General features: G+C 61.2%; 27 protein-coding genes. 14 read left to right on the forward strand and 13 right to left on the reverse strand.

Annotated elements, in window-relative coordinates:
* Positions 1-122: 122 nt before the first annotated feature.
* Positions 123-1,022, reverse strand: a complete 900-nt coding sequence (locus ACMFWR_RS20135) for a LysR substrate-binding domain-containing protein (protein ID WP_413196458.1) — start codon at positions 1,020-1,022, stop codon at positions 123-125.
* A gap of 339 nt (positions 1,023-1,361) precedes the next feature.
* Here ACMFWR_RS20135 and ACMFWR_RS20140 point away from each other — a divergent pair, with 339 nt between their 5' ends.
* Positions 1,362-2,435 carry an NAD(P)H-dependent flavin oxidoreductase gene (locus ACMFWR_RS20140; protein WP_413196459.1) on the forward strand — a complete coding sequence of 358 codons (1,074 nt, stop codon included), beginning with the start codon at positions 1,362-1,364 and terminating at the stop codon, positions 2,433-2,435.
* 23 nt (positions 2,436-2,458) lie between these two features.
* Here the strand turns inward: ACMFWR_RS20140 and ACMFWR_RS20145 are convergent, their stop codons facing one another.
* Positions 2,459-2,824, reverse strand: a complete 366-nt coding sequence (locus ACMFWR_RS20145) for a hypothetical protein (protein WP_413196460.1) — start codon at positions 2,822-2,824, stop codon at positions 2,459-2,461.
* Positions 2,825-3,166: 342 nt separating this feature from the next.
* Here ACMFWR_RS20145 and ACMFWR_RS20150 point away from each other — a divergent pair, with 342 nt between their 5' ends.
* On the forward strand, positions 3,167-3,574 hold the full coding sequence (locus tag ACMFWR_RS20150) for a LysR family transcriptional regulator (protein WP_413196461.1): 408 nt from the start codon (positions 3,167-3,169) through the stop codon (positions 3,572-3,574).
* A 65-nt stretch (positions 3,575-3,639) separates the two neighbouring features.
* Complete coding sequence (locus tag ACMFWR_RS20155; RefSeq protein WP_413196462.1) at positions 3,640-4,053, forward strand: group II truncated hemoglobin; 414 nt, start codon at positions 3,640-3,642, stop codon at positions 4,051-4,053.
* Between the two features lie 89 nt (positions 4,054-4,142).
* On the opposite strand, the gene ACMFWR_RS20160 is transcribed toward ACMFWR_RS20155, so the two are convergent.
* Positions 4,143-5,033 (reverse strand): LysR family transcriptional regulator, encoded by an 891-nt coding sequence (locus ACMFWR_RS20160; protein WP_413196463.1) that lies wholly within the window; start codon positions 5,031-5,033, stop codon positions 4,143-4,145.
* 101 nt (positions 5,034-5,134) lie between these two features.
* Between ACMFWR_RS20160 and ACMFWR_RS20165 the strand changes: the two genes are divergently transcribed.
* The 3 genes from ACMFWR_RS20165 (at position 5,135) to ACMFWR_RS20175 (ending at position 7,359) form a co-directional block, all read left to right on the forward strand.
* Complete coding sequence (locus ACMFWR_RS20165) at positions 5,135-5,725, forward strand: LysE family translocator (protein WP_413196464.1); 591 nt, start codon at positions 5,135-5,137, stop codon at positions 5,723-5,725.
* A gap of 138 nt (positions 5,726-5,863) precedes the next feature.
* Positions 5,864-6,442: a lipocalin family protein gene (locus tag ACMFWR_RS20170; protein WP_413196465.1), complete on the forward strand. Its 579-nt coding sequence runs from the start codon at positions 5,864-5,866 to the stop codon at positions 6,440-6,442.
* Positions 6,443-6,606: 164 nt separating this feature from the next.
* The gene (locus ACMFWR_RS20175) at positions 6,607-7,359 is read left to right on the forward strand and encodes a tetratricopeptide repeat protein (RefSeq protein WP_413196466.1); all 753 of its coding nucleotides are present in this window, start codon (positions 6,607-6,609) and stop codon (positions 7,357-7,359) included.
* 59 nt (positions 7,360-7,418) lie between these two features.
* Here the strand turns inward: ACMFWR_RS20175 and ACMFWR_RS20180 are convergent, their stop codons facing one another.
* The gene (locus tag ACMFWR_RS20180; RefSeq protein WP_413196467.1) at positions 7,419-8,192 is read right to left on the reverse strand and encodes an SDR family oxidoreductase; all 774 of its coding nucleotides are present in this window, start codon (positions 8,190-8,192) and stop codon (positions 7,419-7,421) included.
* A gap of 89 nt (positions 8,193-8,281) precedes the next feature.
* On the opposite strand from ACMFWR_RS20180, the gene ACMFWR_RS20185 reads away from it, so the two are divergent.
* Complete coding sequence (locus tag ACMFWR_RS20185) at positions 8,282-8,923, forward strand: TetR/AcrR family transcriptional regulator (protein ID WP_413196468.1); 642 nt, start codon at positions 8,282-8,284, stop codon at positions 8,921-8,923.
* A 20-nt stretch (positions 8,924-8,943) separates the two neighbouring features.
* Here the strand turns inward: ACMFWR_RS20185 and ACMFWR_RS20190 are convergent, their stop codons facing one another.
* The 3 genes from ACMFWR_RS20190 to ACMFWR_RS20200 form a co-directional block, all read right to left on the reverse strand.
* Positions 8,944-9,498 carry a glycine zipper domain-containing protein gene (locus tag ACMFWR_RS20190; RefSeq protein WP_413196469.1) on the reverse strand — a complete coding sequence of 185 codons (555 nt, stop codon included), beginning with the start codon at positions 9,496-9,498 and terminating at the stop codon, positions 8,944-8,946.
* Between the two features lie 200 nt (positions 9,499-9,698).
* Positions 9,699-10,622: a nucleotidyl transferase AbiEii/AbiGii toxin family protein gene (locus ACMFWR_RS20195; RefSeq protein WP_413196470.1), complete on the reverse strand. Its 924-nt coding sequence runs from the start codon at positions 10,620-10,622 to the stop codon at positions 9,699-9,701.
* On the reverse strand, positions 10,619-11,233 hold the full coding sequence (locus ACMFWR_RS20200) for a type IV toxin-antitoxin system AbiEi family antitoxin domain-containing protein (RefSeq protein WP_413196471.1): 615 nt from the start codon (positions 11,231-11,233) through the stop codon (positions 10,619-10,621). The genes ACMFWR_RS20195 and ACMFWR_RS20200 overlap by 4 nt, the downstream gene beginning before the upstream one ends.
* Positions 11,234-11,614: 381 nt before the next feature.
* On the opposite strand from ACMFWR_RS20200, the gene ACMFWR_RS20205 reads away from it, so the two are divergent.
* Positions 11,615-13,093, forward strand: a complete 1,479-nt coding sequence (locus ACMFWR_RS20205; RefSeq protein ID WP_413196472.1) for a catalase — start codon at positions 11,615-11,617, stop codon at positions 13,091-13,093.
* A 123-nt stretch (positions 13,094-13,216) separates the two neighbouring features.
* Here the strand turns inward: ACMFWR_RS20205 and ACMFWR_RS20210 are convergent, their stop codons facing one another.
* Complete coding sequence (locus ACMFWR_RS20210) at positions 13,217-14,371, reverse strand: sensor histidine kinase (protein WP_413196473.1); 1,155 nt, start codon at positions 14,369-14,371, stop codon at positions 13,217-13,219.
* 329 nt (positions 14,372-14,700) lie between these two features.
* Between ACMFWR_RS20210 and ACMFWR_RS20215 the strand changes: the two genes are divergently transcribed.
* Positions 14,701-15,729 (forward strand): glycosyltransferase family 2 protein, encoded by a 1,029-nt coding sequence (locus tag ACMFWR_RS20215; RefSeq protein WP_413196474.1) that lies wholly within the window; start codon positions 14,701-14,703, stop codon positions 15,727-15,729.
* Between the two features lie 48 nt (positions 15,730-15,777).
* Here ACMFWR_RS20215 and ACMFWR_RS20220 read toward each other — a convergent pair whose 3' ends face one another.
* Entirely contained in the window at positions 15,778-16,308 is a 531-nt protein-coding gene (locus ACMFWR_RS20220) for a TlpA family protein disulfide reductase (protein WP_413196475.1), read from the reverse strand.
* A gap of 360 nt (positions 16,309-16,668) precedes the next feature.
* On the opposite strand from ACMFWR_RS20220, the gene ACMFWR_RS20225 reads away from it, so the two are divergent.
* Positions 16,669-18,594, forward strand: a complete 1,926-nt coding sequence (locus ACMFWR_RS20225) for a PAS domain S-box protein (protein ID WP_413196476.1) — start codon at positions 16,669-16,671, stop codon at positions 18,592-18,594.
* Positions 18,591-19,391: an arylamine N-acetyltransferase family protein gene (locus ACMFWR_RS20230; RefSeq protein WP_413196477.1), complete on the forward strand. Its 801-nt coding sequence runs from the start codon at positions 18,591-18,593 to the stop codon at positions 19,389-19,391. Before ACMFWR_RS20225 ends, ACMFWR_RS20230 begins: the two co-directional genes overlap by 4 nt.
* A 122-nt stretch (positions 19,392-19,513) precedes the next feature.
* On the opposite strand, the gene pcaQ is transcribed toward ACMFWR_RS20230, so the two are convergent.
* On the reverse strand, positions 19,514-20,452 hold the full coding sequence (gene pcaQ, locus ACMFWR_RS20235) for a pca operon transcription factor PcaQ (protein WP_413196478.1): 939 nt from the start codon (positions 20,450-20,452) through the stop codon (positions 19,514-19,516).
* A 166-nt stretch (positions 20,453-20,618) separates the two neighbouring features.
* Here pcaQ and pcaH point away from each other — a divergent pair, with 166 nt between their 5' ends.
* The 3 genes from pcaH (at position 20,619) to ACMFWR_RS20250 (ending at position 23,578) form a co-directional block, all read left to right on the forward strand.
* Positions 20,619-21,353 (forward strand): protocatechuate 3,4-dioxygenase subunit beta, encoded by a 735-nt coding sequence (pcaH, locus tag ACMFWR_RS20240; protein WP_413196479.1) that lies wholly within the window; start codon positions 20,619-20,621, stop codon positions 21,351-21,353.
* Between the two features lie 2 nt (positions 21,354-21,355).
* Complete coding sequence (pcaG, locus tag ACMFWR_RS20245; RefSeq protein WP_413196480.1) at positions 21,356-21,961, forward strand: protocatechuate 3,4-dioxygenase subunit alpha; 606 nt, start codon at positions 21,356-21,358, stop codon at positions 21,959-21,961.
* A 219-nt stretch (positions 21,962-22,180) separates the two neighbouring features.
* The gene (locus ACMFWR_RS20250; RefSeq protein WP_413196481.1) at positions 22,181-23,578 is read left to right on the forward strand and encodes an MFS transporter; all 1,398 of its coding nucleotides are present in this window, start codon (positions 22,181-22,183) and stop codon (positions 23,576-23,578) included.
* 57 nt (positions 23,579-23,635) lie between these two features.
* Here ACMFWR_RS20250 and ACMFWR_RS20255 read toward each other — a convergent pair whose 3' ends face one another.
* Genes ACMFWR_RS20255 through ACMFWR_RS20265 form a run of 3 tightly spaced genes read right to left on the reverse strand, consistent with a single transcriptional unit; the run spans position 23,636 to position 26,009 of the window.
* The gene (locus tag ACMFWR_RS20255) at positions 23,636-24,955 is read right to left on the reverse strand and encodes an ATP-binding protein (protein ID WP_413196482.1); all 1,320 of its coding nucleotides are present in this window, start codon (positions 24,953-24,955) and stop codon (positions 23,636-23,638) included.
* On the reverse strand, positions 24,952-25,665 hold the full coding sequence (locus ACMFWR_RS20260; protein ID WP_413196483.1) for a response regulator: 714 nt from the start codon (positions 25,663-25,665) through the stop codon (positions 24,952-24,954). Before ACMFWR_RS20260 ends, ACMFWR_RS20255 begins: the two co-directional genes overlap by 4 nt.
* Before the next feature lie 38 nt (positions 25,666-25,703).
* On the reverse strand, positions 25,704-26,009 hold the full coding sequence (locus ACMFWR_RS20265; protein ID WP_413196484.1) for an EF-hand domain-containing protein: 306 nt from the start codon (positions 26,007-26,009) through the stop codon (positions 25,704-25,706).
* Between the last annotated feature and the right edge of the window lie 131 nt (positions 26,010-26,140).

Raw genomic sequence — 26,140 nt, forward strand, 5'->3', positions numbered from 1 at the left:
ACTTACGCACCGGATCGACTGATCGAATGTGCTCATCGACCGGGCCTGTCTGATGGGTGTGCTCACGCGCTCTTTCGACTCGCTTACGGCACCACTTTAAGCGACGGACTTAAGCGACGGACTTAAGCGACGGACTTGAGCGACGAGCGTGCTTCTCCCGCGCGCGCTTCCTCTTCGACAAAGCGCTCGAATTCATGAAGCGGCAGGTAGGCCTGTGTATCACGGCGCTTGATGAACAGCGTCTGGACCTTGCTTTCTTCAGCGGGCAAGCGGTGCTGCGCGATCATGCGCGCGGTGCCGACCACCGATACGGGCAGCAGCGTGATGCCTAAGCCTGCGGCAACGCAGCCCAGGATGCCTTCGAGCGTGCCGAGTTCGAGCACCTTGATGCGAGCGACGCCGCGTCGCGCAAGCAGATTCTCGAAGCGCTTGCGATATGAGCATCCATATCGGAAGACGAGTACACGGACTTCTTCGGCGTTGGCGACGTAGCGATCGATATCGTCGATTTGCAACGACGTCGCAATGACCAATTCTTCTTCGAAAACGGCCGACGTCGTGAGTTGCGGATGAACGAGTTCACCCGCGACAAATGCGCCATCGAGCTTGCGCTCGAGCACGGCGGAGACAAGCTGATCGGTCGTGCCGGTTTCAAGGTTGAGGTCGACAGCCGGAAACCGCGTGCCAAAGCTGGCCAGCAGCGGGGGGAGGCGAATGGCCGTTGTCGTTTCGAGCGAACCGATGCGCAGCGTGCCGCGTGCTTCGCCCGTCGCACTGACGGCATGACGCGCCTGCTCGACGAGATCGAGTATCTGATTGGCGTACGGCAGGAGCTGTGAGCCTGCGGGCGTGAGCGACATGCCCCGGCTGTGGCGCACAAAGAGGGGCGCTCCAAGTTCCGTCTCGAGCGCCCGTATGCGCGCCGTGACGTTCGACTGTACTGTGTTGAGCTGATTGGCCGCATGCGTCACGACGCCGGCTTCGGCAACCGCCGCGAACATCCTGAGATCTCGCACGTCCATGGAAAGGCTCCGCTATCGGGTTTTGCGATAGCTTAATTCGTTGCGAGCGAGTTCACAGATGACGACCGAATGAAGACCGAACGACGACTTGAAGCGACGGAATTTCCCGATTAGCGACGGAATTCCCGGTGCCAAGGGCTTGCTTCTAAGGCTCGAACGCAAATCGTGTTTGACGGCCATCGTTTTTTCAGATTGAAGCAATCGCTACAAATCGTTTTGCGCGAAGGGCGCAAGCACGGAAAATGGACGCACGAATTCGTGCGTGCCGGCATATCGCAACGACGGCTGACCGGTACGCACGACGCTTGATCCAATACATCGCGGATTCTGGAGAACGTCATGTCGAACTGGCCCGATCAACGTCTGACCAAACTGGTGGGGGTCGAGCACCCGATCGTGCTGGCCCCGATGGCCGGACCCGGCGGTGCCGATCTCGCCATCGCTGTCGCAGCGGCCGGCGGCCTTGCGTCGCTGCCGTGCGCGCAATTGAGCGTGGACCAGGCTCGTGATGCGGTGCGTACGATTCGCGAGAAGACGTCGTCGCCGCTGAACCTGAACTTCTTTTGCCACACGCCGCCGACGCCCGATCCCGCGCGCTCGCTTGCCTGGCGCGCACGGCTCGCTCCGTATTACGCAGAACTTGGGCTCGATGCAGAAGCACCGCTGCCGAGCGCATCGCGGCGGCCGTTCGACGCCGACTACTGCGCGCTCGTCGAGGAAGTTCGGCCCGAGGTCGTGAGCTTTCATTTCGGTTTGCCTGAAGCGTCGCTGCTTGCGCGTGTCAAAGCCACGGGCGCCAGGATTTTCGCGTCGGCCACGACGGTGGCGGAGGCTCAATGGCTCGAGGCGCGTGGCGTCGACGTGATCATTGCCATGGGTTTTGAAGCAGGCGGCCACCGCGGCAACTTCCTCTCTGACGAGATGGCAACGCAGGTGGGTACCTTCGCACTTGTGCCGCAGGTCGTCGACGCAGTGAAAGTCCCCGTCATTGCGGCAGGGGGCATCGCTGACGCGCGAGGCATCGTAGCGGCCTTCGCCCTTGGCGCGTCGGGCGTGCAGATCGGCACGGCGTACCTGTTCTGCCCTGAAGCGAAGGTGCCGGAGATTCATCGCCAGGCCTTGCGCGAGGCGCACGACGATTCGACCGCGGTGACCAACGTGTTCACCGGGCGTCCCGCGCGCGGCATCATGAACCGCGTGATGCGCGAGATGGGCCCGATGGCGCCGGTCACGCCGCCGTTTCCGCTTGGCGGCGGCGCGCTTGCGCCGCTACGTGCGAAGACCGAGCCGTCGGGTGTCGCAGACTTCGTCAATCTCTGGTCCGGGCAGGCATCCCGACTCGCTCGCGAGATGCCCGCAGGGGAACTGACACGCAAGCTCGCAAGCGAGGCGCTCGCCCGCTTTGGCCAGTGACATATCGGAAGGCATGCGGCGCTTCATGATCCTGCGAGTCCGGTGGTGCCGTCATGCTTTTCGATCATCGCGTCGTCCTTCGCACGACGGATGCGCTCGAGCGTATTGCGCATCGCGGTCATCGCGAGCTGATTGACCAGTCCGAACAGATTGCGGTCGAGGCCATGTGCCACGATCTGTTCCTTGCCATGTGTATCGACCTTGATAACGCATCGCTTATCGGGTCCACCTCGAGGACCGTCGACATCGTTGAGATAGACATCGATATGACGAACGCGCTTGCCGATGCGGGCGAAAACACGCTCGATACGCTGCTGCACGTGGCTGCGCAGACTCGCGCGCTCGAGCTCGGTCAACGTGAGGTTGGCCATCTGAATACGGATTTTCATCGTGATCTCTCCTGTTGGCGATGAACGCCGGGCAGGCACAATGTAGAGAGATCGCGAAGCCCCGAATATTCGTTTTTCTCGAAGTTTCCCCGCAGTTCGGTGACGGTGTGTTATGAGGGCGCTTACTTAAGTGAAGCGCGTTCGTGGCGCTGCATTGCTGCGTCTCTGTACCGCCATACCGCCATACCTCCATACCTCCATACCTCCATACCTCCATACCTCCATACCTCCATACCTCCATACCTCCGTATCTCCCTGTCTTTTCGTTTCCCTGCTTCCGCGCAACCGGCGCGTAGCAGCGACCTCATTCTTGCCTCATTTTCGTTCCCTACGATACGAGTCATGCCAATCACTCGTCACTCGGGGAGCGTCATGATGAACTACAAGCATCTCTACTACTTCTGGATGGTCGCGCGCATCGGCGGAGTCGTGCGTGCGTCGCAACGTCTCCATATCACGCCACAAACGCTGAGCGGTCAGATCAAGCTGCTTGAAGATCGTCTGGGCTGCGCGCTGTTCGAGCGGGAAGGACGTCATATTCGATTGACCGAAGCAGGGCGTGTTGCTGCCCGCTATGCCGACGATATCTTCACCAAGGGCCTTCAGCTCGAAGCCGCCGTGCGAGAGTGCCAGGGCGTGCCGCGTGCTCCGAAGCCCGCGACATTTGCGCGGCATGATGCGGTCGCGGCTCAAGACCCGACGCCGCGCAAGCAGAACCATCTGTGGCTGGCGATTGCCAATCGGGAATAGGGCCGACGGCCGCGCCGGTTTGCCTGTAACATGCGACGCGAATTCTCTTGAGATGTCGAAATCGTATGACCGATGCAACCGAAGAAACACTGAGCACGCCGACCGCATTTGAGCTGATCGGCGGAGAAGAGCGCGTGCGCGAGATGATCGATCGTTTCTACGATCTGATGGATCTCGAACCTGAATACGCGGGCATTCGCAAGCTGCACCCGCAGACGCTCGACAACTCGCGCGACAAGACCTTCTGGTTCCTGTGCGGCTGGCTCGGCGGCCCCGATCACTACATCGGCCGCTTCGGCCATCCGCGCCTGCGCGCACGGCATCTGCCGTTCCCGATTGCGAGCGCGGAGCGTGATCAGTGGCTCGGATGCATGTCACGCGCGATGCAAGACATCGGCCTGCCAGAGACGTTGCGCGAGCGACTGATGAAGGCGTTCTTTGACACCGCTGACTGGATGGTCAACCGAGAGCCGCGGTAGGTCCGCAGCGTAGGTCCCGGCTCCAAAAGCGGCGTGGATATCAGCTTCAATTCAGACTAGTCATCGACTTGGACTGCAAAAGCCGTACATCACGCAATCGTCGCTAGCTGCGCGCGGGCAGCACCTGCGTCGCTCGACATCGATTCGCGCACATGGCGCGCGAATTCCTGCGCCGCCGGCTGAACCGCTGCCGGTAATCGCAGGCAGATCGCGAACGGCGGCAGCGACGGCAAGTCCGCCGCGTGAGGGGCGAGCGTCTCGAGATCAGCCGGCACCGTGGAGACGAGCCACGCCGTGATCGCGAGGCCCGCGCGTACCGTTGCGGCGGTCGCTTCGATGTTGCCGCTCTCGAACACCGTGCGCCACGCAATGTCCTTGTCGGCCAGCGCACCAAGCACCACCCGACGGAACGCGCAACGCTCGTCCACCATTGACAGCGGCAGTGGCCGCTTCTGCCAAGCATCGGCGCCGCGCGCTCCGACCCAGACCAGCGGTTCGATTCGAACCACTTCGCCTTCGGCTTCACTCGCGACAGACTCGACCAGCGCCACGTCCACGCGACCGCTATCGACCGCTTCGCTCAGCTCCGTGGACGCCGCGCACACGAGCGAAATCTCCACGTGCGGATGCGCTTCGACAAACGCCTTCATCGCGGGCGCGAGCGGCGTCACGAGATCGTAGGGGACGCCGACGCGCAGGTGGCCACGAAGCGACTGGCCGGTCATGTCGGCGAGGATGTCGTCGTTCAGTCGCAGCAGCTGGCGCGCCTTCACGAGAAACTGCTCGCCCTGCGGCGACAGCTCCAGTTTGCGTGTCTTGCGCACGAAAAGAAGACAACCCAACACGTCTTCGAGTCGCTTGACCTGCTGGCTCACGGCGCCTTGCGTCATATGCAGTCGGTTTGCAGCGACTGTCATGCTGCCGCTATCGGCAACGGCAACCACGGTGCGAATCAGATCGAGATCGAGGTTTCGGCTCATTCACGCATTATGGCGCGTAATGGATTGCATCAAAATTATTACCTTTCAAGATGTATTGGGGTTTCATAAAGTGCGAATCTCGATTGCCGGAATCTGCACCGATGACCTCGATCCTGCCGCTTCTTCTATTCGTCGCCGTTGCGACCGTAACCCCCGGCGGCGCGACCACGCTCGCCACCGCGTCGGGCGCACGCTTCGGCTTCGTGCGCTCGATCCCGCTGATGCTCGGCATCGCGCTGGGGCTCGCTTTACTCGCTGCGGTTGCCGCGCTTGGGCTTGGCGGTTTGCTGCTCGCGCTGCCGTGGCTGCAGACGGCGGTGAAGGCGCTCGGCTCGGTGTATCTGCTGTGGCTTGCGTGGCGCATCGCGCGCAGCGGGCCGCCAAATGCAGGCAGCGGGCCTGCGAGTCCGATTACCCTCGTCAATGGTTTTCTCCTGCTCTGGCTCAATCCAAAAAGCTGGGCGATGACGGTCGGCGCGGCGGCATCGTTCGCGCTGCTTGGAAGCGATCCGACCCACTTGGCGACGCTGCTCAGTGCCGCGTTTGGCGTGGCCGCGTGCGTGTCGCTCGCACTGTGGTGCGCACTCGGCGTGCTGCTAGCCCGGCTGTTTCGGACGCCGCTTCACTGGCGCGTTCTTAATCTCGCGATGGGGGCGCTGCTCGCTGCATCGCTGATACCGACCTGGAGGTAAGCGATATTTTCCAGACGTCGTCTGGAAAATAATTCGTCAACGTCGCACTCGATCTTTCCCAAGGCACACAGTTTGCAACCTCGTAGATGGCCGGCATTGGGCCCGCATGATTCCGACTTTCGCGAGCAGGGACCGTCTATGAGAAACGACAGGAAGGTGTTGATTGTCGCGGGTGCCGCATTGATTGGTGCTGCAGCGATTGCCCGTTGTTGGTGCCAAGGACAGAGAAGGGTGGGCAATCGGTCGGTGCCAGAGCCCTCTAAACCCATCGATGTGGCGCGCTATCTGGGGCGCTGGTATGAGTTTGCTCGTTACGAAAACCGGTTCGAAGAGGGCGACGATTGGGTGACGGCGTTTTATGCACTGAGGTCGGACGGTCTGTTGACTGTCGTCAATCGAGGGCGGCACGGTCCCGAAGGGTCATCGAGGGTAGCCAAAGGTCGCGCGAAGATCGTGTCGGGTTCGCGAGCGGCCAAGCTCAAGGTTTCGTTCTTTGGACCGTTTTTCTTGGGCGACTATTGGATTCTCGATCGATCGGATGACTACGATTGGTCGATCGTCGGTGAACCGTCGGGAAAGTATCTGTGGATTCTCACACGCGAACCGGTTCCGTCGATCGAACTCGGCAACTCACTGATCCATCGCGTTGCGGAACTTGGCTACGACACGTCGTTGCTTCGCAGGACCCGTCAGACGGCTTCTGCACCCGTGCTCTGAGCACAGTGACAGATAGGTCGGACCCGCGATGCGGCGCATACTGTCGGGACCGCGCTCACGCCCTTTCGATCGCGATGGGGTCAGGCATCGCCAGGTACGTCTGTCACAATGGTGCTTTGCTGTGACCTACCAGCGGCAGCGCCCCACAACCGACCTTTTCGTCAATGCGTATCTTCGGAATCAGCCTTTACGTCATCATTGCGTTGTTCTTTGCGGTTCATGCCATGCGCAATCAGCAGAATATGTACTGGCTGCTGATTCTGTTTCTCTTCCCTGGGCTTGGCAGCGTGGTCTACTTTTTTGTTGTCTACTTACCCTCGCTGCGACAGTCGCGTGGGGCACGGGCGGCAACGAGGACGCTCACGCAGTTCGTCGATCCGAACAGAGCAGTGCGTGAGGCACGCATGAATTTCGATGGTGCGCCAACTGTCGCGCACCGTATGCGGTTGGCCGCGGCGCTGCTCGACGCAGGGAATGCGGCCGAAGCGGTGGAGCACTACCAAGCTGCGGCAAGCGGGCCGTTCGCGTCCGATCCGGCTTTGCTTCAGGGGCTGGCGCGCGCTCAGTTTGCGAATGGCAACGCTTCTGCCGCGAGGGACGCGCTGGAAAAGTTGTTCGAAGCCGACCCGCTCACTCGTCGGCAACCCGAACCTGCCTTGCTGTATGCACGAGCCCTTGCTGCGACCCACGCTCCGGGTACGCGCGACGCTTTTGAAATTGCACTCGTGAGCGCAAACGACGCCGCGCCGCGTTGCCTGTTCGGTGATTGGCTGATGGCGCAGCCCGATGAAGCTGACCACAAACGAGCGCGCGAGCTTTACACCGAGATCGTGCACGACGCCAGGCACTGGCCACGCCACGTTCGCGAACATAACGGTGAGTGGCTGCAGCGCGCTCAGGCTGGTCTGAGCCGGTAGTCGACGAAGCACGCTGCGCGGCGGCAGAAGTTGCGAACCGCGCCGGATTGAAATAGCGGCTATAGGCGAGCGCCGCCCGTGGCATCGATCACCTGTCCTGTCGTCCAGCGTGCGTCATTCGAGGCGAGGAACGTGATGACGTCCGCCACATCGGCAGGTTGACCGACTCGCGAAAATACCGACATGGCCTCGGCGCCAGCGCGGGCCTCCGGTATGGCTATCCATGCCGCATTCATGTCGGTTTCCGTTACGCCTGGCATGACCGTGTTGACCGTGATGCCGCGAGGACCGAACTCCGGGGCAAGCGCCAGCGTGAGGGTTTCAAGGGCACCCTTCGATGCGGCATAAGCAGGATGCGTGGGAGCGGCGACACGCGTAAAACCCGTCGAAACATTGATGATTCGTCCACCGTCCCGGATGTGATCGCCGACAGCCTGAATCAAGAAGAACGGTGCTTTCAAGTTGATCGTCAGCACCTCGTCGAATACGGACTCGCTGGTCTGACTCAGCGGAACCGCCGGTGCCACGCCAGCATTGTTGACGAGAATGTCCAGCCGAGGGTCACCTGTAACGGCAATCGCGGCCGCCTTGAACTGGGCCCAGATACTGTCCGTCGCTTCCTTCCCGCGACTCAAATCCGCCTTGATGGCGACCGCTTTCGATCCGAGGGCTTCGACATCGCGGATAGTGGCTTGAGCAGCGTCCGCGTCGTTTCCGTAATGCACGCCAATGAGTGCAGCGCCTTGTCTGGCAAACGCCAGTGCTACAGCACGGCCGATACCGCGCGAGCTACCCGTTACGAGAGCCGTCTTGCTTGAAAGACGTCCAGACATGATCGCTCCTTTCGATGAATTTTGATAGTGATCGCTATAATAATGGAGCAAAGGCCCGTGTCAATAATTTTTATAGTGCTCGATATAAAATGAACGAACCCGCTCGAAAACGCGGCAGACCCCGGTTGCTGGACCGCGACGTGGGACTTGATGTCGCCGCACGACTGTTCTGGGAGCGTGGATACGAGGGGACTTCGATAGCCGATTTGACCCAGGCTATGGGAATCCCGCCGCCTTCGCTCTACGCAACGTTCGGCTCGAAGGAAGACCTTTATCGGCAGGCGCTCGACCTGATAAGCGAACGTGAGAACAAGAAGTGTCTCGAAGCGCTACAAGGGAACATGCCGGCCTACGATGCGATAGCTTTCTATCTTCACGACGCGGCAGCGCGCTTTACCGACCCGGGAAGGCCGCGCGGTTGCGCGGTTTCGACTGCCGTTCTTCAACACGCAGAAAAGAGCAAACCCGTCGCCCAGGCGCTCGCCGCGCGGCGAGAGCTTGGGAGAAATATTCTCAAGGCACGCTTCGACCGTGCCGTCGCCGAGGGTGAGCTCGCCACTGACACCGACACGGAAGCGCTCGCGCGCTTTTATGCGGCCGTTGTTCAAGGCATGTCGGCTCAAGCCTGTGACGGGGCATGCGAGTCAACATTGAAGCGCTTGGCTGATGTCGCGCTGTCGGCATGGCCAAAGCCTCAAGCTCGTTGCCATAATCCGGTTGGTCAGTCGTGACTTCAGTCTCGCTCGACACCTCAGTAAGCCCAGTATCCAGGCCGACCATAAATGACCGGTGGAGGTGCGTAGACGACGGGCGGTGCGGTATAGATTGGCGTCGTCGTATAGACCGTCGGTTGTGAAATCGTGTTGCCCTTTGACGCCATGCATTGCGAGTAAGCCGCGTTGTATTGCTCCTGCAGACTCTGCGACGTCGCCTGGGCGCCGTCGGCGCCGTCGGCACCGACAGCGCTACCAAGCAGTAGCCCCGCACCCGCGCCAATCGCTGCACCGACACCCGCATTGCCCGCAGCGGCGCCGAGCAGCGCGCCCGCTGCGGCTCCGCCCACCGTTCCAATTGCACCGCTGCTGACACCGGCAGGCACCTTGTCGTGGGTCGGTGCAGGACTACCGCTTTGAAATGCGTAATTGCGACATTCGTAGTCTTCCTGCTGAAACACGTTCATCGGCTTACCGTTCGGCGGCAGCGCGACAACGGACGGACCGCTCGGGGGAATGACTGCGCAGCCGCCCAGCGCGATGGCAAGCGGAGTGGCGGCGAGGGCGAGGCACGCGGTTCTCAGGAATTTCATGATCTGTCGTGTTCACTTGTTGTTTGATGAGGCCATTGTGAGCACGCAGAATTAGCGTTGAATGAGTTTGACGATCTGCGTGTGCGGCGCGATACGGTTGCACTGACATTCAGTCACGCAAATATTGCAAGAGGCGGGGCGCAGTTCGCTTACCGATTTGGCAGTCTGCGCATCACAAGGCAAGCGGACTCTCGATCGCGTCATATCCAGGCTTGGCGATTCGGATCCCATCGGCGCTGCTCTGGGTCTGCTTGTTGAAGTTTGGCGATGACAGGTCCAAGAAAACGGCGTAAGTCCGCCAGCAGTTCCGAAAAGGGCGGTGGCAGCATCGTCGGCGGGCTGCGGCGCAGAAATCCGCTCCAAAGTCCGCGCTGTTCCACTATGGCGGCGAATGCGTGATTTAAGCCAACAGGCATTTCCTGTGGCATTGCTGTTTCTCGACGCGTCAGAGTTCCGCGTACCGCCTGAAGCAACGTACCAAGTTCGAACGGAAATGTGCGGGCAATGACCCAGATGTCGTGAAAATCCTTGACTCGTCCGTTGTGTTCTCCGAAACGGATCATTGCTTCGAACTTCTCTGCAACGACCGTCTCGGGCGGGTACATCAGGACGATGGCCGAAGGCATGTCGGCGAGCAGGCTGGGAAAATAGCGGCGAGCAGGGAGCGGATGCACGTGGTCGCCAAAGCCGATGTCAACCTGAACATGAATGCGTGCATCTGCGAGGATCGCCTTTACCGTGACTTGCACGCCTTGGTACTTGTTGGCTTCGCGGACCGGTGTGACCTTAAGACTTGAAACATCAAAGGTGATGCCGTCGTCAAATGCTTCAACCTGACATATGCGAGTGAAGAGTAAAGCGATCTCAACGGGCTCAGGACTGTCGTGCCCCAGAAGATCGAGATCGTTGGTCGGCCGGAACGCATTCTGAGTCCAGGTCAGGAACAACATCGCTCCCTTGAGCACATATCGATCCGCCGATTCGGTTTTGCTGAGACGGAAAAGCAGGCGCTCAATCGCGTAGCGGGTCAGTATCCGTTGGTAGTCGTCATCGTTTTGCTTCGCATGTTCGAGGAGCCGTGCCCGAACAGAGGCTGCCGTGTTTTTGATGCTCCGAAACGTCATTGCATGGCTTGGATAAAAGGTCGTATTCGCTCCGTCACACGATTGATGGCGGCATATTTCATCAGCTCGGTCACCGTGGTCCTGTTTTGACGAAGGGCATCCCTCAGCGCCTCGATCGCCACGTCTTCGCCGACTTGGCGTCGATGCTTGAAGCAGTCCGCGACAGTTTTGGCGACCCCGTAAATACGTACGTCGACGCCTTCTATCTGGATCGTTTCCACGCCGGTCGTCAGGACTTCTCCGGTTGCGCGAACGATTTCGAGACGAAGCCTATCGGCTTTGGGTGTGCGTGATTTATACGGAATGATCATCCACACGGCGTGCGGTAGCTGTGTTGTCAGCCCGTGGTATCGCAGCGCGCTCACCAGAGCAACGACACCATTCGGAGCACGACGGGCAGCCTCTGCAAAACTGTGAGCGACATGCTGACCCACACGCGTTGGATCCTGATACAGGCCGCGACCCAAGCGTGTCAGTTCGCCTGCGTCCGTCATGCGCTTCAGGTACGTGAGCGGAACGCCCGCAGCCTTGAAGTCGCGTGCACGCGCGATCGAGCGCTCCTTGACTAGGCGGAGCGCGGTCGCTCGATGGTCGCGTTGAGGTACGGTCATGACTGTTACTAAATGTTGATAAATCTGAAATATTATCGACAAAAGATAACAATCGAGTCAACCCGATCGCGCAGGGAATAAGTCTGACGATTCAACGGTCGATGCGACCGGAACCCTCGACGACGAAGAAGCCGCAACGCCGTCGATATGCAAAAAGCTATCGATCTGTTAGCTATTCTCGAACAGTTCGATACCCGGGTTGGTGTAGGAAAACGGTCGCGCGTTCAAACCGGACTTGCATCTTAGAAGACCCCTATCGCTCCGGTTAAAAACCTCAAACACGCGGCCGCTTTATCGCTGATATCGTGAACGCACTTCATGACGAACGACGCGTTCGGCGCTCATGAACCTCCCCGACACGATCACGATAAAGGCACACACATGGCAAAGCTCACCACGGCGTTTGGCGCTCCTGTTGTCGATAATCAGAATGTTCAGACGGCGGGCCCGCGCGGTCCGGTCCTTCTTCAGGATGTCTGGTTCCTCGAAAAGCTTGCGCACTTTGACCGTGAAGTGATTCCCGAACGCCGCATGCATGCAAAGGGCTCCGGTGCATTCGGCACGTTCACTGTCACCCACGACATCACGAAGTACACGCGTGCCAAGATCTTCTCTGAAGTCGGCAAGAAAACGGAAATGTTCGCGCGATTCTCGACGGTGGCTGGCGAACGTGGCGCGGCCGATGCAGAACGCGATATCCGCGGCTTCGCACTGAAGTTCTACACGGAAGAAGGCAACTGGGACCTCGTCGGCAACAACACGCCGGTCTTCTTCCTGCGCGACCCGCTCAAGTTTCCTGACCTGAATCACGCGATCAAGCGCGATCCGCGCACGGGCCTGCGCAGCGCAGAAAGCAACTGGGACTTCTGGACACAACTGCCGGAAGCGTTGCACCAGATCACGATTGTGATGAGCGAACGCGGTATCCCGCGCACGTTCCGCCATATGCACGGCTTCGGCAGCCATACGTTCAGCTTTATCAACGCGGCCAACGAACGGTACTGGGTCAAGTTTCACTTCAAATCGCAGCAGGGCATCGACAACCTCTCCGACGCGCAAGCGCAGGATCTCGTCGGCCGTGATCGCGAATCGCATCACCGTGATCTGTACGAAGCCATCGAACGCAAGGAATTCCCGCGCTGGACGCTGTCAGTCCAGGTGATGCCGGAAAAGGAAGCGGGCTCGTATCACGTCAATCCGTTCGATCTGACCAAGGTCTGGTCGAAGAAGGACTACCCGTTGATCGAAGTCGGTGTCGTCGAGCTCAATCGCAATGCCGAGAATCATTTTGCGGATGTCGAGCAGTCGGCGTTCGCACCGTCGAATGTCGTGCCGGGCATCAGCTTCTCACCCGACAAGATGCTTCAAGGCCGCTTGTTCTCGTACGGCGATGCGCAGCGCTACCGCCTGAGCGTCAACTACCACCAGATTCCGGTGAATTCGCCGCGCGGCGCGAAGTTCGTCAATAGCTATCACCGCGATGGCGTGATGCGTGTCGACGGCAACCAGGGCGGAACGACCCCGTACAACCCGAACACGCGCGGCGCGTGGGTCGATCAGCCAGATTTCAGCGAACCGCCGCTGTCGATCGAAGGTGCCGCCGATCACTGGAATCATCGTGTCGACGACGATTACTTCTCGCAACCCGGCGACCTGTTCCGTTTGATGACGCCTGCGCAGCAGCAAACGTTGTTCGACAACACGGCGCGTGCATTGAACGGCGTCTCGAAGCCGGTTCAACAGTTGCATATCGAACATTGCACGAAGGCCGATCCGGCTTACGGTGCGGGTGTGGCGAAGGCGATCGAAGCGCTTGAGCAGGCAGCGCGTGCAGCATCGAAGGAAGACGCGGCAGTCTGACGCGAGTCCTGAACGAAGTTCCCCGCCGGCATTCTCCGTAGGTGCCGGTTTTTCAACGGCCATCGATACTGAACGGCACCCCAAGGGTTGGACCCACGTCCAGCCATAGGGGAGACGTTCAGTTCAGATGGCCGTCTTTTTTTGCGCGTCTTCCGGTGCGCAGGCCAGTTCGAAACGTAGCACCGCGCCTTTACCGGGTCGCTCGATCAATCGCATCCGGCTGTGATGAAGCGCAAGCATCCGATGGACAACGAGCAAACCCACCCCGGACGGCTCGTGATCGATGATGCTGTCCTGACTGGATGTTCGGCACAGGGCGTCGATCCGGTCCTGCGAAATGCCGGGGCCGGTGTCGCTGATCGTCACGGCAACATTGTCACCGGCGGCATCGAGTGCGATCTCGATCACGCCATCGAACGGCGTATGTCGAATCGCGTTATCGACGAGATGAACGAGGATGCGTTCGACCATGGCGATATCGGCTCGAACAGGACGCACACCCGGCGCGATGACGGCGCACAGCGTGATATTGCGGACTTCCGCAGCCAGTTCGAACGTCTGAAGTACTTCGCGAACCAGCACCCCGAGATCGAGCGTTCGTGAATCGGGCAGCATCAGTCCGTGCTCGAGTCGTTCGAGTTCGAACAACGCATGGGCGAGGGCGCCGACTCGACGGCTCTGATCGAGCGCAACTCCGAGATAGCGCCGGCGTTCGTTGTCGCCGAGCGTTTCGCGCTTGCTCGTGATGGTGTCGAGATAAACGTTGAGCGAGGCAAGCGGGGTGTGCAGATCGCGCGCAAGCCGGGCCGCGAACACGTGTCTGTCACGCGTGTTGCGCGAGAAGCCGCGCCATCGATTGCTCATGCGCACGCCCATCGCATCGAAAGCTGACTCGTTCTCGCGGACTGCCGCGAGGCGAGCTTCGCGCGTGCGTGCGCGCCCGAACGCTGGGCGCGTCGCGCGCGCCACGGTGTTGGAGGTGAGGCGCTCCCGCTCGCCTTCGTTGTCGAACGTCACGCCGTTTCGCATGGCTGAGTAGAGGCGCTCGAGCGGCCGCGTGATCCACTCGATGGCCACGAGCGCGACGACCAGGCTCACGCTGGCGACGCAGGCGAGTGTCCAGATCGCAATGTCGAGTGCATCGTCACCGACTGTCGGCGTCACGCGAATGCGCGACGCATCGTGAACCCAGACGAGCAGGCAGACCGACACACCCGTGCCCGCGAGCAGCAAGACCGCCAGCACGGCATAGAGGCGTTGTACGAAAGACAGTCTCAAGGACAGCTTCATCGTGTGCGGTGATGCATCTGACGTTCAGCCCTTTGACTTACCACGCTCGCATTAACGTTGTGTGATGCACGAGCTGGCGTGGCGACTGCGTCGCGCGCGGAACAGGGCTTAAACCGCGAGCAAGTAAATATTCCAGACACGCGCGGATTTTGTGCGCGAATTCGGTATTTCTAACAAGACCCGATCAATAAGCCAACAATAAGCTTTCGATTGAAAAGCGAGCTTTCGCGTGGCTAACGGCTTGCACAATAGTCCTCGCGAACTGTTCGTTCGATCACCGACATGCGTTTAAACCCGCTGCGAGACTCATCCGGTCGATGACGCGATGGCTTCCGTCGCTCCTGTTCGACCATGATTTCAATAGCGAAAAAGCGGGGAAGAAGGACATGTACAACGCGTGCGAAGTGTCGATTTGCATTCCAACATGCAATCGACCCGAACTGCTCGAACTCGCCATTCGTTCGTGCCTTGCCCAATCCTATCCGAACATCCATATCCTGATCGGCGACGACTCGACGGATGACCGGACCCAGGAGCTCATGCGCGTGTGCTATGCACAAGAGCGTCGCATTCACTATATGCGAAACGCAACGCCGCTTGGGCAAGGCGCCAATGTCTCTTTTCTGTTCGATCGCGCCGCCGGCGACAAGATACTGCTGCTGCACGACGACGATCTGCTCGAGCCCGATGGTGTGGAGACCTTGCTCAAGCTTTGGGACACGGTGCCCGATCTCGAAGTGGCATTCGGCGACCAGTACGTGATCGACATCCACGGTCGTACCGACCAGAGCCAAAGTGCTCAATGCAATATCGACTTCCTTCGCACGCACGACGCGCAGGGCCTGCAATCCGTACCGGGGCGCACCGGCCTCGTTTCGATGTTTCCGAACAACGGCTGGCTCGCCAATACGGATCTCGTCAAGGCGGTCGGATATCGGCCGCAATATGGTGCGGGGTGCGATTTCGTTTTCGGCGTCGAGCTCTGCCTGAAGGCTAAGAAGATTTACTACATCAAGCGCTATGTGTCGTCGTATCGACGCACGCCGAATGCGAGCTCGGTCGTCAACCGGACTTCGCTGAGGTCTTCGGCGCTCGAAGCGCTACGTCTTGTGAGCAGCCTTGACCTGAGTCAGCACCTCGAACCGGCACGACGCGTGGCTTACAAACGCATGGTGCCGGTCGCTGTGTCCACGCTGTCGCGCAACGACGATCCGGTCTCCGGGTTCCGGCTCGCAATGCGGCATCTGCATGCCTATCACTATGGCCTGAGCCGCCGCTTTTACTATCACATGATGCTGATTGGCACGTCGCTGTTCAGGCGCGCACGCAAATTCCACCGCATGTAAGCTTGAGCGGACATATTTGCCTTAGCGGACTTGGCGGTCTTAGCCGGTTTAATGCCCTTGCGACGTGAGCTGCGCAAGCAGCGCATCGAGTCGATCCTTGTCGACCTGGCCCGCGGTCGATGCGATTTTTGTTCCCTGGCCATCGATCACGAGTGTGTAGGGCACCACCCCGCGCGTATCGCCTTCACGCAGCATCAACGCGACGCCCGCGTTACCGGCGAGATAGAGCGGATAGTTCATACCGTATTGCTTCGAGAACGATGCGACGGGTTCGGGATCATCGAGCGCCACGCCAACGAACTGCACCTTATCCCCGTATTTCTGCTGAAGCGCCACAAAATCCGGGACTTCACGACGGCACGGTGCGCACCAGGGTGCCCAGAAATTGACGATCACGACCTTGCCCGCATACCGCCCGAGCGTTTCCGTGGCGCCAGACACGCTCTGCAGCGAGATGTCGTTCAGGCGTACCGTTTCGGTGGCACTGCTGCGCGCCATGCTGTGTTCGACGATGCCGATGCCCGCCAGGGCGATGACTGCGCCGCCGGCGCAGCGTACGAGAAGCTTGCGTAAATCCATATTGAAGTCTTGAAGCGTCCTAAAGCGCGGTCAGACACATCAGACGCCGTCGACAGATGTCGCAGCGGCTCACGGGTGTCGTCGGGCACGAGTTGTGTTGGAGTGACTATTCGGGGTCGCCCGGGCGGCCCGCCATGTCGCGCCGAGCACGGCAAAAGCGGTGACCGTTGCAGCGCGACGTGGGGCGTCAATGACGCTGACCGAAACCTTAGGCGAGGCAGAACGCGGGGTATATGACCGATCGAAGCAATTTGATGCTGATTCGTCTCAACGAGGACTGGCCCGTCTGTGCGCGTTTTCACGCTGTCGAGCGGCTGTCCACCCGGTATATGATGCGGTGATCGCTATTTCCAAAACGCCATGCAAGACAATCCCCGCCTCGCAGACCTGACCGAAGAGCAGCGGCTCCAGATGCTGATCGCGGGCGTCAGCGACTATGCGATCTACATGCTGTCCGCGGACGGGTACGTGAGCAGCTGGAACACGGGCGCACAGCGCTTCAAGGGCTACACCGCGTCGGAGATCATCGGCCAGCACTTTTCCACGTTCTATACCGACGAGGATCGTGCAGCAGGCATGCCCGCGCGCACGTTACGCACGGCGATCGACGAAGGCAAATTCGAAGGCGAGGGCTGGCGCGTGCGCAAGGACGGCACGCGTTTCTGGGCGAGCGTCGTTGTCGATCCGATTCGCGATCCGCTCGGACGCCTGGTCGGATTTGCCAAGATCACGCGCGACATTACGGAGCGGCACGAAGCACAGCGCGCGCTGCGCGAGAGCGAGGAGCGGTTTCGCCTGCTGGTCCAGGGTGTGACGGACTATGCGATCTTCATGCTGTCGCCCGAAGGCGTCGTGACGAACTGGAATTCCGGTGCGCAACGTATCAAGGGGTATCGCGAAGACGAGATCGTCGGGCAGCATTTTTCCCGCTTTTACACGCTCGACGACATTGCGAATGGCATCCCTGCACACACGCTCTCGACGGCGCGCGAACAGGGGCGCTCGGAACAGGAAGGGTGGCGCGTGCGCCAGGACGGCACCCGTTTCTGGGCGCATGTGGTCGTCGACGCGATTCGCGACGACGCCGGCAAGCTCATCGGATTTGCGAAAGTCACGCGCGATATCACGGAGCGCAAAAAGGCCGCGGAAGCACTCGAAGCCGCCAATGCCGCGCTCTTTCAGTCGCAGAAGATGGAGGCGCTCGGCCAGCTCACCGGCGGCGTCGCGCACGACTTCAATAACCTGCTCGCAGTCATGTCGAGCAGTCTCGACGTGCTGTCGTCACGCTTGCACGCGCATGCGGACCAGCGGCTGATCGAAGGGATGCAGCGTGCCATTGAGCGCGGCGCAACGCTCACGCAGCAACTGCTGTCGTTTGCCCGCCAGCAACCGCTCAAGATTTCGCATTACCCGGTGGGCTCGCTGATCGGCGGGTTCGAATCCGTGCTGCGGCGGGCTGGCAGCGCCTCGATCACGATGGATATCCGGCCCGTGCTGTCGACGCGGACTGTAGCGATCGACGCCGCGCGTTTCGAAGCCGCGCTGCTCAATCTCGTGGTCAATGCACGCGATGCGCTGCCCAGCGGCGGCGCGATCACGATCGCGGTCGACGATTCGGATCTCGAGTCGAACCAGATCGGCGCGTTGAAAGAAGGTGAATATATTCGCGTGAGTGTGACCGACAACGGCACAGGCATGACGCCCGATGTCATGGCGCGCGCGCTCGAGCCATTCTTCACGACGAAGGAAGTGGGCAAGGGCACGGGCCTTGGTTTGAGCCAGGTGTACGGCTTCATCACGCAGTCCGGTGGCGAAATTGTCCTTCAGAGTGAATCGGGCGCGGGCACGACGGTATGTCTTTACCTGCCGGCGACCGAGGCGAGGGATGGCAACAGCGATACGCGTGCCGACACGCCGCTGCGGACCGAAACTGTCCTGATCGTCGAAGACGAGCCAGACTTGATGGATGCGGCGTCAGCGCTGTTTCAGAGCATCGGATACGAAGTCGTGACGGCAGCGAGTGCGACCGATGCGCTGCGCTTGCTTGAAATGAAGTCGGATATCGATATCCTGTTTACCGACGTCGTCATGCCCGAGGGCATGAATGGCATCCAGCTTGCGCGTATCGTGCGCACGCGCTGGCCGCATATCAAACCCATCCTAGCGTCGGGTTATGCGTTGCGCGTGCTCGAAGACCGCCACGGCATGCTCGACGAGTTTGCGTTCATCAACAAACCTTACCGGCTTTCGGACATCGCCAAACTGATACGCGCCCAACAAACGTGATCTCACTCGACCGGTATTTATCGCGGATTCAATACGCGGGCCCGCTGTCTCTCGAACACGAGACCCTGGCCGCGCTGGTCGAACACCACCTGGCCGCGATCCCGTTTGAAAACATCGACGTGCTGCTGGATCGCGGCATCGATATCAGCATCGAGGCCATCGAGAACAAACTCGTCGAGCGGCATCGCGGTGGGTATTGCTTTGAGCACAACGGTTTGTTTGCGCAGGTGCTCGAGGCGTTGGGTTTCGAGGTCGAACGACTTGCCGCGCGCGTGCTCTGGGGCCGCGGGCCGAACGATCCGTTACGACCGCGCACCCATATGGCGCTGCGTGTGCGTTGCGACGAACGTCGCTGGCTTGTAGACGTCGGATTCGGAGGTGCATGTCCCGTCGTGCCCCTGGCGCTGGACGATGCCGAGCCGCAAGCGACGTTTCTCGAGACGTTTCGGGTGGTATCGACCGACGACGGCTTCACACCGCAGATTCTGATGGGCGACGTGTGGAAGTCGCTGTATGAGGCTTCGCGCCGTGCCGTGATAGACGTCGACCTGGTGCCGCTCAACTGGTTTACGTCGACACACCCGGAATCGCCGTTCAAGCAGCACCTGATGGCGGCTTGCGTGACGCGCGAGGCACGTTACTCGCTGCTCGACGGGCGGCTCACCGTGCGTAGGCGCGACGGCTCGCAGGAGACGCAGAGTCTTCACGCGGATGGGCTCGCTGCCGCTTTACACGAGCACTTTGGCCTCGACGTCGAGCCAGGCTGGCAGGACATGATCGCGCGGCTCGCGCGGTAAGGGCGGTAAGGCCGGTAAGGGCGATATCGCTTCGATGTTCAGCGCGTTTCGCGTTGCATCCCCGTTCGGTTCACGTCTGCTCCCGCGTCTGCATCTTTGTCACGCCACGCCGGTCTTCCGTTTTATCGCACCGTCGCCCGCCCGCGGGCGGCATCCCTGATCGCATCCATGAGGCTTTCCGCCGTTGGCGACGGCCCGTGATCATTGCGCCGTATCAACCCGATCGGCTCATCCGTGCCGGCAAACGGCATCGGCAGGCGTGCAAGCAGCCCCAGCTCGATATCGTGCTCGACCGCGCCCGATGGCACGAACCAGACCGCGTCGTTATGGAGGGCGAGGGCGCGCCCGAGCGACACCGATAGCGTCTCGACGAGCGAACTCAGCGCGTTCGCGCCAAACGCGGTCAATACGCTTTCGGCGGACTGGCGAATCAAGGTACCAAGCGGCGGCACGACGACCGGAAAACGCGCGAGCATCGGCCCGGTGATCGACGTCTCGGAGGCCAGCTCGTGTCCGGCGCGCACGGCCACGATCAGCGGCTCGCGGTAAAGGTGCTCGAAACTCATGCCTGCCATGCCTTCGGGATCGGACAGGCGCCCGACCACCAGCTCGATTTCCGCCGACCGCAGGCGTTCGAGAAGCCGCGTATTCGAATCGGTCCACACCTGCACAGACACTGCCGGCCAGGCGGCCCGAAACGCGGCGACCGCCGCTGGCAGAAGCGGGCCCGCCACCGTAGGCAAAACCCCGATGGCGACGGTTGCCGGAAAATTCGCACCATGCCTGACGAGCTTGTCGACGCCTTCGCGAAGCGCCGCGACCGACTCGTTCGCATGAGGCGCAAACAGCCGCCCCTCGCGCGTGGGCACAGCCCCGCGCCGCCCGCGCTCGAACAGCGCGATCCCGAGGATCGACTCGAGTTCGGCAATCGTCTTGGAGACGGCCGGCTGCGTGATCGACAGGCTCACGGCCGCCCGCTGGACGCTGCCAAGCTGGAACACAGCGAGGAAACACTGCAGGTGCCGGAACTTGACCCGATTATTCGCGGAGGTGTTTTCCATAACGGTTGGTTATACCTGAAGGCATGAAATGTCATTTTCCATAACTTTGCCTATCCGATAAAGTGCCTTCATACCGTCAGTGCACGGACCCGCCGCGCGGTGCTCGCGCACCCGGCATCGGTCACCAGCGCCACGACGCACAATGGACAGACGTCGGAGACATCGAATGACTGCTGAAACCTCCACGCCGATCGCTGAAGAATCGGCGATCCTCACGCCCCGCGACTGGGCTTCCCATCCCGCTTACGTTTATCCCGGTTACCGCTCGTCGGTGCTGCGCGGACCCACGCGACCGCTGATTCCGCTCAAGGAAAACCTGCGCAACCGCCGTGTGCCGGTCTACGGCGCGGAAGACCTCGGCAAGCTCGACAACGATCTCACGCGTAACGCTGTCAAGAACGGCGATCCGCTCGGCGAGCGGATCATCGTGACGGGCCGTGTGCTCGATGAGGGCGGCCGTCCGGTGCGCAACACGCTCGTGGAAGTCTGGCAGGCGAATGCTGCGGGCCGCTACGTGCACAAGACCGATCAGCACGATGCGCCGCTCGATCCGAACTTCCTCGGTGCCGGCCGCTGCCTGACCGACAACGAAGGCCGCTATCGCTTTCTGACGATCAAACCGGGTGCCTACCCCTGGGGCAATCACCCGAACGCATGGCGCCCGAACCATATTCACTTCTCGCTGTTCGGCGATCACTTCGGTTCGCGTCTGGTCACGCAGATGTATTTCCCCGGTGACCCGTTGCTGGCCTACGATCCGATTTTCCAGGGCACGCCCGAGCACGCTCGCGATCGCATGATCTCGAGCTTCTCGATGGATGTGACGGAAGAGGGTTACGCCCTTGGTTACATTTTCGATATCGTGCTGCGCGGCCCCGGCCAGACGCCGACGGAGAACTGAGCATGACTACGTTGAAACAGACCCCGTTGAAGCAAACCCCGTCACAGACCGTCGGCCCGTATTTCGCCTACGGACTCTGCCCGCAACAGTACAACTACGACCTCAAGAGCCTGTTCACGCCGGTCGTGGCCGAGCCCGAAGTGCCGGGCACGCATATCACGATCATCGGCAATGTGTTCGACGGCGAGGGCGCGGCGGTCAACGACGCCATGATCGAAATGGTCCAGGCCGACGCATCGGGGCGTTATGTCCAGTCGCCGGCCGAGATCCGTGAATCGGGCTTTCGAGGTTTTGCGCGTTGCGGCACAGGGACAGACGCCCAATCGCGCTTTGTCATTGAGACCATCAAACCGGGTCGCGTCGACGCGGACTCCGCGCCGTATATCGACGTGATCGTCCTGATGCGCGGCATGCTCGTCCATGCATTCACGCGCCTGTACTTCGACGACGAAGCCGCGGCCAATGCGAAGGACCCGGTGCTGGCCCAGGTGCCCGAGGCGCGACGCACAACGCTGGTGGCGAAACGGGTGGAGGGAACGTCGGAGCATCTGTATCGGTTCGACATTCATATGCAAGGTCCGGACGAGACTGTGTTTTTCGATGTTTGATGCGCTGTCGGAGAGATGAAGCAGCAAGGGTTTCAGCGAGGAGACGCTGAAGTCCGCGGATGAGCAAGAAACGCAGCGGGACAGACAACACCCGCTGCCAGGTTGAGCCGGCATTCCTCGCTGCTCACCGTGATCCGGTCGACGATCGGGACGCGGTGAGCGGTGCGGGTGCCGGCATGTTGGCGTTGTCATCGATAAAACGAAATCCAGGAGACACACATGAATACCCCTCGCACGTCGGCGTCCGGACCCGGCTCGCCGGTCAACGTCCAGGCCCTGATCAACGACAGCCCGTTCGGCCCGTTTCAGTGGCTGATTTTCTCGATGTGCTTCCTGATCGTGATACTCGACGGCTTCGATACGGCGGCCATCGGCTTTATCGCGCCGTCGCTCGTCGCGCAGTGGGGTATCGCCCGGCCGCAACTCGTGCCGGTGCTGACGGCTGCGCTCTATGGTCTTGCGTGCGGGGCGCTCGTGTCGGGCCCGTTGTCGGACCGGCTCGGCCGGCGCGTGATCCTGATGACCGCAGTGCTGATCTTCGGCATCGCGGCACTGGGCTCCGCGTTTGCGGGCGATCTCGGCCAGCTGACTGTCATGCGCTTTATCACCGGGCTTGGTCTCGGCGCGGCCATGCCGAACGCGGTCACGCTGATGGGCGAATACTGCCCCGACCGCCGGCGTGCGACGCTGATCAATCTGATGTTCTGCGGATTTCCGCTTGGCGCGGCGTTCGGCGGCTTTCTCGCCGCGTGGATGATTCCCGCGTTCGGCTGGCGCAGCGTGCTGATTCTGGGCGGCACCGTGCCGTTGCTGCTGTCGATCGTGCTGTTCGCGCAGTTGCCCGAGTCGATCCGCTATCTGGTGGCCAAGGCCTATCCGGCCGAACGCATTCGCGACGCGCTGGCCCGCGTCACGCCGCGCGCGCTCGACGCGAGCGCGTTCTATATCACGGAGCCGGGTGCGTCGGCGGCGCAGGCAGCCCAGGAGTCGGGCGGCATCGGCCTCGTGCTGTCGCGCCAATTTGTGTTGGGTTCATTGATGCTGTGGATCACGTATTTCATGGGCCTCGTGATCTTTTATGCGTCGATCAACTGGATGCCAATCCTGCTCAAGGATGCGGGCCTGCAGCCTTCGCACGCGACGCTCATTTCGGCGCTGTTCCCGCTGGGTGGCGTCGGGGCCGTGTTGTCCGGCGTGCTGATGGACCGGTTCAACGGTAACAAGGTCATTGCCGTGTGCTACTTGCTGACCGCGATCAGCGTCTATCTGATCGGGCAGGCAGCGGGCAATGTCGGCATGCTTGTGCTCGTCGTTTTCGCTGCGGGTGTGCTGATGAACACGGCGCAATCGTCGATGCCGGCACTCGCGGCGGAGTTCTATCCGACGCACGGCCGTGGCACTGGCGTCGCCTGGATGCTCGGCTTCGGCCGTTTTGGCGGGATCGGCGGCTCGGCGCTCGTCGGTGCCCTGACGGCTCGCCATGTGTCGTTCACGGGTATTTTTTCGATCATCGCCATCGCGGGCGTCGTCGCCGCCATCGCGCTCGTGATCAAGCAGATCGGCAATCCGCAGACGATCAAGCCGGCGCCCGACGATGCACGGGTGGTGCTGCATTAAGGCATGCGGTAGCGGGCATCCGCCATCGACAGGCTAACTGCCGACAATGAAGGCAGCTTAAGCCATCGGCAGTCGGACGATGGCTTCGAGGCCGCCGCCTTCGCGCGGCCTCAGTTCGAATGTGCCACCGTGCAGCCGCGCGATGCGGTCGACAATTGCCAGACCCAATCCGGTCCCTCCCGGGTTTTCGCGTGCGTTCGACCCGCGTTTAAAGGGTTCCTTGAGGCGCTCGAGTTCGTCGGCTGACAATCCCTTGCCCCGATCGCCGACTGCAAGACACACCTCGTGCGATTCGACCCAGGTGCGCGCGGACAATCCGGTCCGGCCGTACAGCACGGCGTTCTGCATAAGGTTCATCACCATGCGCATCGCACTGACCGGGCGCAGCGCAACGGGCGGAAGAGGGGCGAGCGACAGGTCGAACTCGTGGCCCAGCCCGACGAAATCCCCGGCCAGGCCCGAGACGAGCGCATTGAGATCCCGCATCTCGGGCGTCTCCTTCTCGCCGCTGCCCGCATAGTCCATAAACTGCTGAAGGATGCTTTCGAATTGATCGAGGTAGCCCTCGGCCGACTCCACGAAATCGTCCTGGGTGCCTTGCGGCAGGGACATGGCCATCGCAAGTCTGAGCTTCGTCAGCGGTGTGCGCATGTCGTGCGAGATGCTCGCGAGCATCAACGCACGATTGTCTTCGGCCTCTTTCAGCGCCCGGGTCATCCTATTGAAGGCCACGCTGACCTCGGCGATTTCGGTCGGACCCTGCGTCGGCAGCGGCTCGGGAAGGGCGCCGGCGCTGACATGGCGCGCTGCGCTCGCCAGGTCTTGCAAAGGCCGATTGATGCGTCGTGAGATGAGGTATGCCGTCACGGTCGCAAACGCGGCGAGTGCAAGCGACAACGACAGCCCCGTCAAGAGGCCGTCGGCGTTTTCGTGCTCAGGCATCGGCAGGGAGACCCAATACGGCTGGCCGGCCAGGTGCATGCGGATCCAGAGGCGCGTGTCGTTGCCTTCGCGGCGCACCGGCATATCGTCGGGCAAGTGCTCGCGCAGCCAGCCGAAGAACACCTGCCGCTGATATTGCGCGTAGTAGCCGAGCGGTCCGGTGACCACCAGAGGATCCTCTGCCGCGGGCGCGTCCGTTCTGCCGTGCAGCACCTCGGCATAGCGTGCGCGTGCGTCGGGCGATTCGGCGTTCATCAGGCGATCCAGCGTCAGCACATAACTCGCGAAGGTGCCGGCCGCGCGCTCGATGCGCGGGCGCTGGACAAAGTGCAGCAGCGCGCCGAGCGCAAACACCTGGCTCAGCGCCATAAGCACGACCAGCAGCACGACATTGCGTGCAAACAGCGAACGCGGCAGACCCAGGTGCGGGGTCATGCGACGACATCCGCGAGCAGCATATAGCCAACCCCCCAGACCGTCTTGATGAAGCGCGGCTTGGACGGGTCGTCTTCGACGATCTGGCGCAGGCGCAGCACCTGCACGTCGATGCTCCGGTCGAGCGCGTCGTGATCGCGGCCTCGGGCGCGCGCCAGCAGGTTGTCGCGGCTCACGGGCCGGTTCGGCGACGAACCCAGCGCGTGAAGCAGCAGCATCTGGGCGGAATGGATCTCGACGAGGGTGCCGTCCCGAAACAGTTCCTGCTTGGCGAGGTTCATCGTGAACGGCCCGAAGCGGATCGATTGCGTCACCAGCGACGGATCGCCCGAGGCGATCTTCTGGCGGCGCAGCAATGCGTTGACGCGCGCGACGAGTTCGCGCGGCAGGAAAGGCTTGGCGAGATAGTCGTCGGCGCCCATTTCAAGGCCGATCACCTTGTCGAGCGGATCGCCTTTGGCGGTCAGCATCAGGATCGGCAAGGTCTGGCCCTGCGCGCGCAGGCGCCGGCAGACCGAGAGCCCGTCTTCGGGCTCCATCATGAGATCGAGAATCAGCAGGTCGAACGGTTCGCGCTCGAGAAACCGGTCGAGCCGGCGGCTGTCGGGTGCGACGCGCACCTCGAAGCCGTTCGAGCTCAAAAAGCGCTGCAGCATGTTGCGCAGCTCAGCTTCGTCATCGAGGACTACGATCCGGGCAGTGCGTTCCATGAGAAGGCTCCTCGCGGTTCAGCCGTCGGTGTCGACCCTCACCGGCCTGCCGCATGCTGCTGCATATAGTCCTCGATTTGCGCGAGTGTGACATAGCCGGCCTTGTTCACGTCGATTTGATCGAAGTGCTGAGCGACCATGGGCATACCGGCTGCGGCTTGCGCTTGCGTGAGCTTGCCGTCGTGCGTGGTGTTAGCCGCCGCAAACCGGCTTTGCAGTTGTTCAAGCATGTGTTCCATGCGGGCCGACTGGGCGGGAGCTCCGCTCGTGGTCTGCGCTTGCGCTGCCATCGAACCGAATACGCACGTACCGCACACGAGCAGCATGGCCAGGATCTTTTTCATCTGTATCTCCATCGATGAGTCTGCCGTTCGTGTCGCCTGCGAACGCCGCGAATCGCGTAACGGCAGGACGCATCTTAGAGACGCCGGGCCGGATTTCGATTTCAACGGCGAAACAAGTGATGTCACGATGT

Origin of the sequence: Pararobbsia alpina, assembly GCF_965118125.1 — a bacterium.
Taxonomy (GTDB): Bacteria; Pseudomonadota; Gammaproteobacteria; order Burkholderiales; family Burkholderiaceae; genus Pararobbsia; species Pararobbsia alpina_A.

Bases quoted from the DNA above. Each gene is read 5' to 3' on its own strand.
- ACMFWR_RS20135 (WP_413196458.1), bottom strand. From the start codon at position 1,022: ATGGACGTGCGAGATCTCAGGATGTTCGCGGCGGTTGCCGAAGCCGGC.
- pcaH (WP_413196479.1), top strand. From the start codon at position 20,619: ATGACTGCTGAAACCTCCACGCCGATCGCTGAAGAATCGGCGATCCTC.
- ACMFWR_RS20200 (WP_413196471.1), bottom strand. From the start codon at position 11,233: ATGACCGTACCTCAACGCGACCATCGAGCGACCGCGCTCCGCCTAGTC.
- ACMFWR_RS20215 (WP_413196474.1), top strand. From the start codon at position 14,701: ATGACGCGATGGCTTCCGTCGCTCCTGTTCGACCATGATTTCAATAGC.
- pcaG (WP_413196480.1), top strand. From the start codon at position 21,356: ATGACTACGTTGAAACAGACCCCGTTGAAGCAAACCCCGTCACAGACC.
- ACMFWR_RS20195 (WP_413196470.1), bottom strand. From the start codon at position 10,622: ATGACGTTTCGGAGCATCAAAAACACGGCAGCCTCTGTTCGGGCACGG.
- ACMFWR_RS20260 (WP_413196483.1), bottom strand. From the start codon at position 25,665: ATGGAACGCACTGCCCGGATCGTAGTCCTCGATGACGAAGCTGAGCTG.
- ACMFWR_RS20150 (WP_413196461.1), top strand. From the start codon at position 3,167: ATGCCAATCACTCGTCACTCGGGGAGCGTCATGATGAACTACAAGCAT.
- ACMFWR_RS20165 (WP_413196464.1), top strand. From the start codon at position 5,135: ATGACCTCGATCCTGCCGCTTCTTCTATTCGTCGCCGTTGCGACCGTA.
- ACMFWR_RS20155 (WP_413196462.1), top strand. From the start codon at position 3,640: ATGACCGATGCAACCGAAGAAACACTGAGCACGCCGACCGCATTTGAG.
- ACMFWR_RS20205 (WP_413196472.1), top strand. From the start codon at position 11,615: ATGGCAAAGCTCACCACGGCGTTTGGCGCTCCTGTTGTCGATAATCAG.
- ACMFWR_RS20170 (WP_413196465.1), top strand. From the start codon at position 5,864: ATGAGAAACGACAGGAAGGTGTTGATTGTCGCGGGTGCCGCATTGATT.
- ACMFWR_RS20145 (WP_413196460.1), bottom strand. From the start codon at position 2,824: ATGAAAATCCGTATTCAGATGGCCAACCTCACGTTGACCGAGCTCGAG.
- ACMFWR_RS20180 (WP_413196467.1), bottom strand. From the start codon at position 8,192: ATGTCTGGACGTCTTTCAAGCAAGACGGCTCTCGTAACGGGTAGCTCG.
- ACMFWR_RS20265 (WP_413196484.1), bottom strand. From the start codon at position 26,009: ATGAAAAAGATCCTGGCCATGCTGCTCGTGTGCGGTACGTGCGTATTC.
- ACMFWR_RS20250 (WP_413196481.1), top strand. From the start codon at position 22,181: ATGAATACCCCTCGCACGTCGGCGTCCGGACCCGGCTCGCCGGTCAAC.
- ACMFWR_RS20220 (WP_413196475.1), bottom strand. From the start codon at position 16,308: ATGGATTTACGCAAGCTTCTCGTACGCTGCGCCGGCGGCGCAGTCATC.
- ACMFWR_RS20190 (WP_413196469.1), bottom strand. From the start codon at position 9,498: ATGAAATTCCTGAGAACCGCGTGCCTCGCCCTCGCCGCCACTCCGCTT.
- ACMFWR_RS20185 (WP_413196468.1), top strand. From the start codon at position 8,282: ATGAACGAACCCGCTCGAAAACGCGGCAGACCCCGGTTGCTGGACCGC.
- ACMFWR_RS20140 (WP_413196459.1), top strand. From the start codon at position 1,362: ATGTCGAACTGGCCCGATCAACGTCTGACCAAACTGGTGGGGGTCGAG.
- pcaQ (WP_413196478.1), bottom strand. From the start codon at position 20,452: ATGGAAAACACCTCCGCGAATAATCGGGTCAAGTTCCGGCACCTGCAG.
- ACMFWR_RS20225 (WP_413196476.1), top strand. From the start codon at position 16,669: ATGCAAGACAATCCCCGCCTCGCAGACCTGACCGAAGAGCAGCGGCTC.
- ACMFWR_RS20175 (WP_413196466.1), top strand. From the start codon at position 6,607: ATGCGTATCTTCGGAATCAGCCTTTACGTCATCATTGCGTTGTTCTTT.
- ACMFWR_RS20255 (WP_413196482.1), bottom strand. From the start codon at position 24,955: ATGACCCCGCACCTGGGTCTGCCGCGTTCGCTGTTTGCACGCAATGTC.
- ACMFWR_RS20160 (WP_413196463.1), bottom strand. From the start codon at position 5,033: ATGAGCCGAAACCTCGATCTCGATCTGATTCGCACCGTGGTTGCCGTT.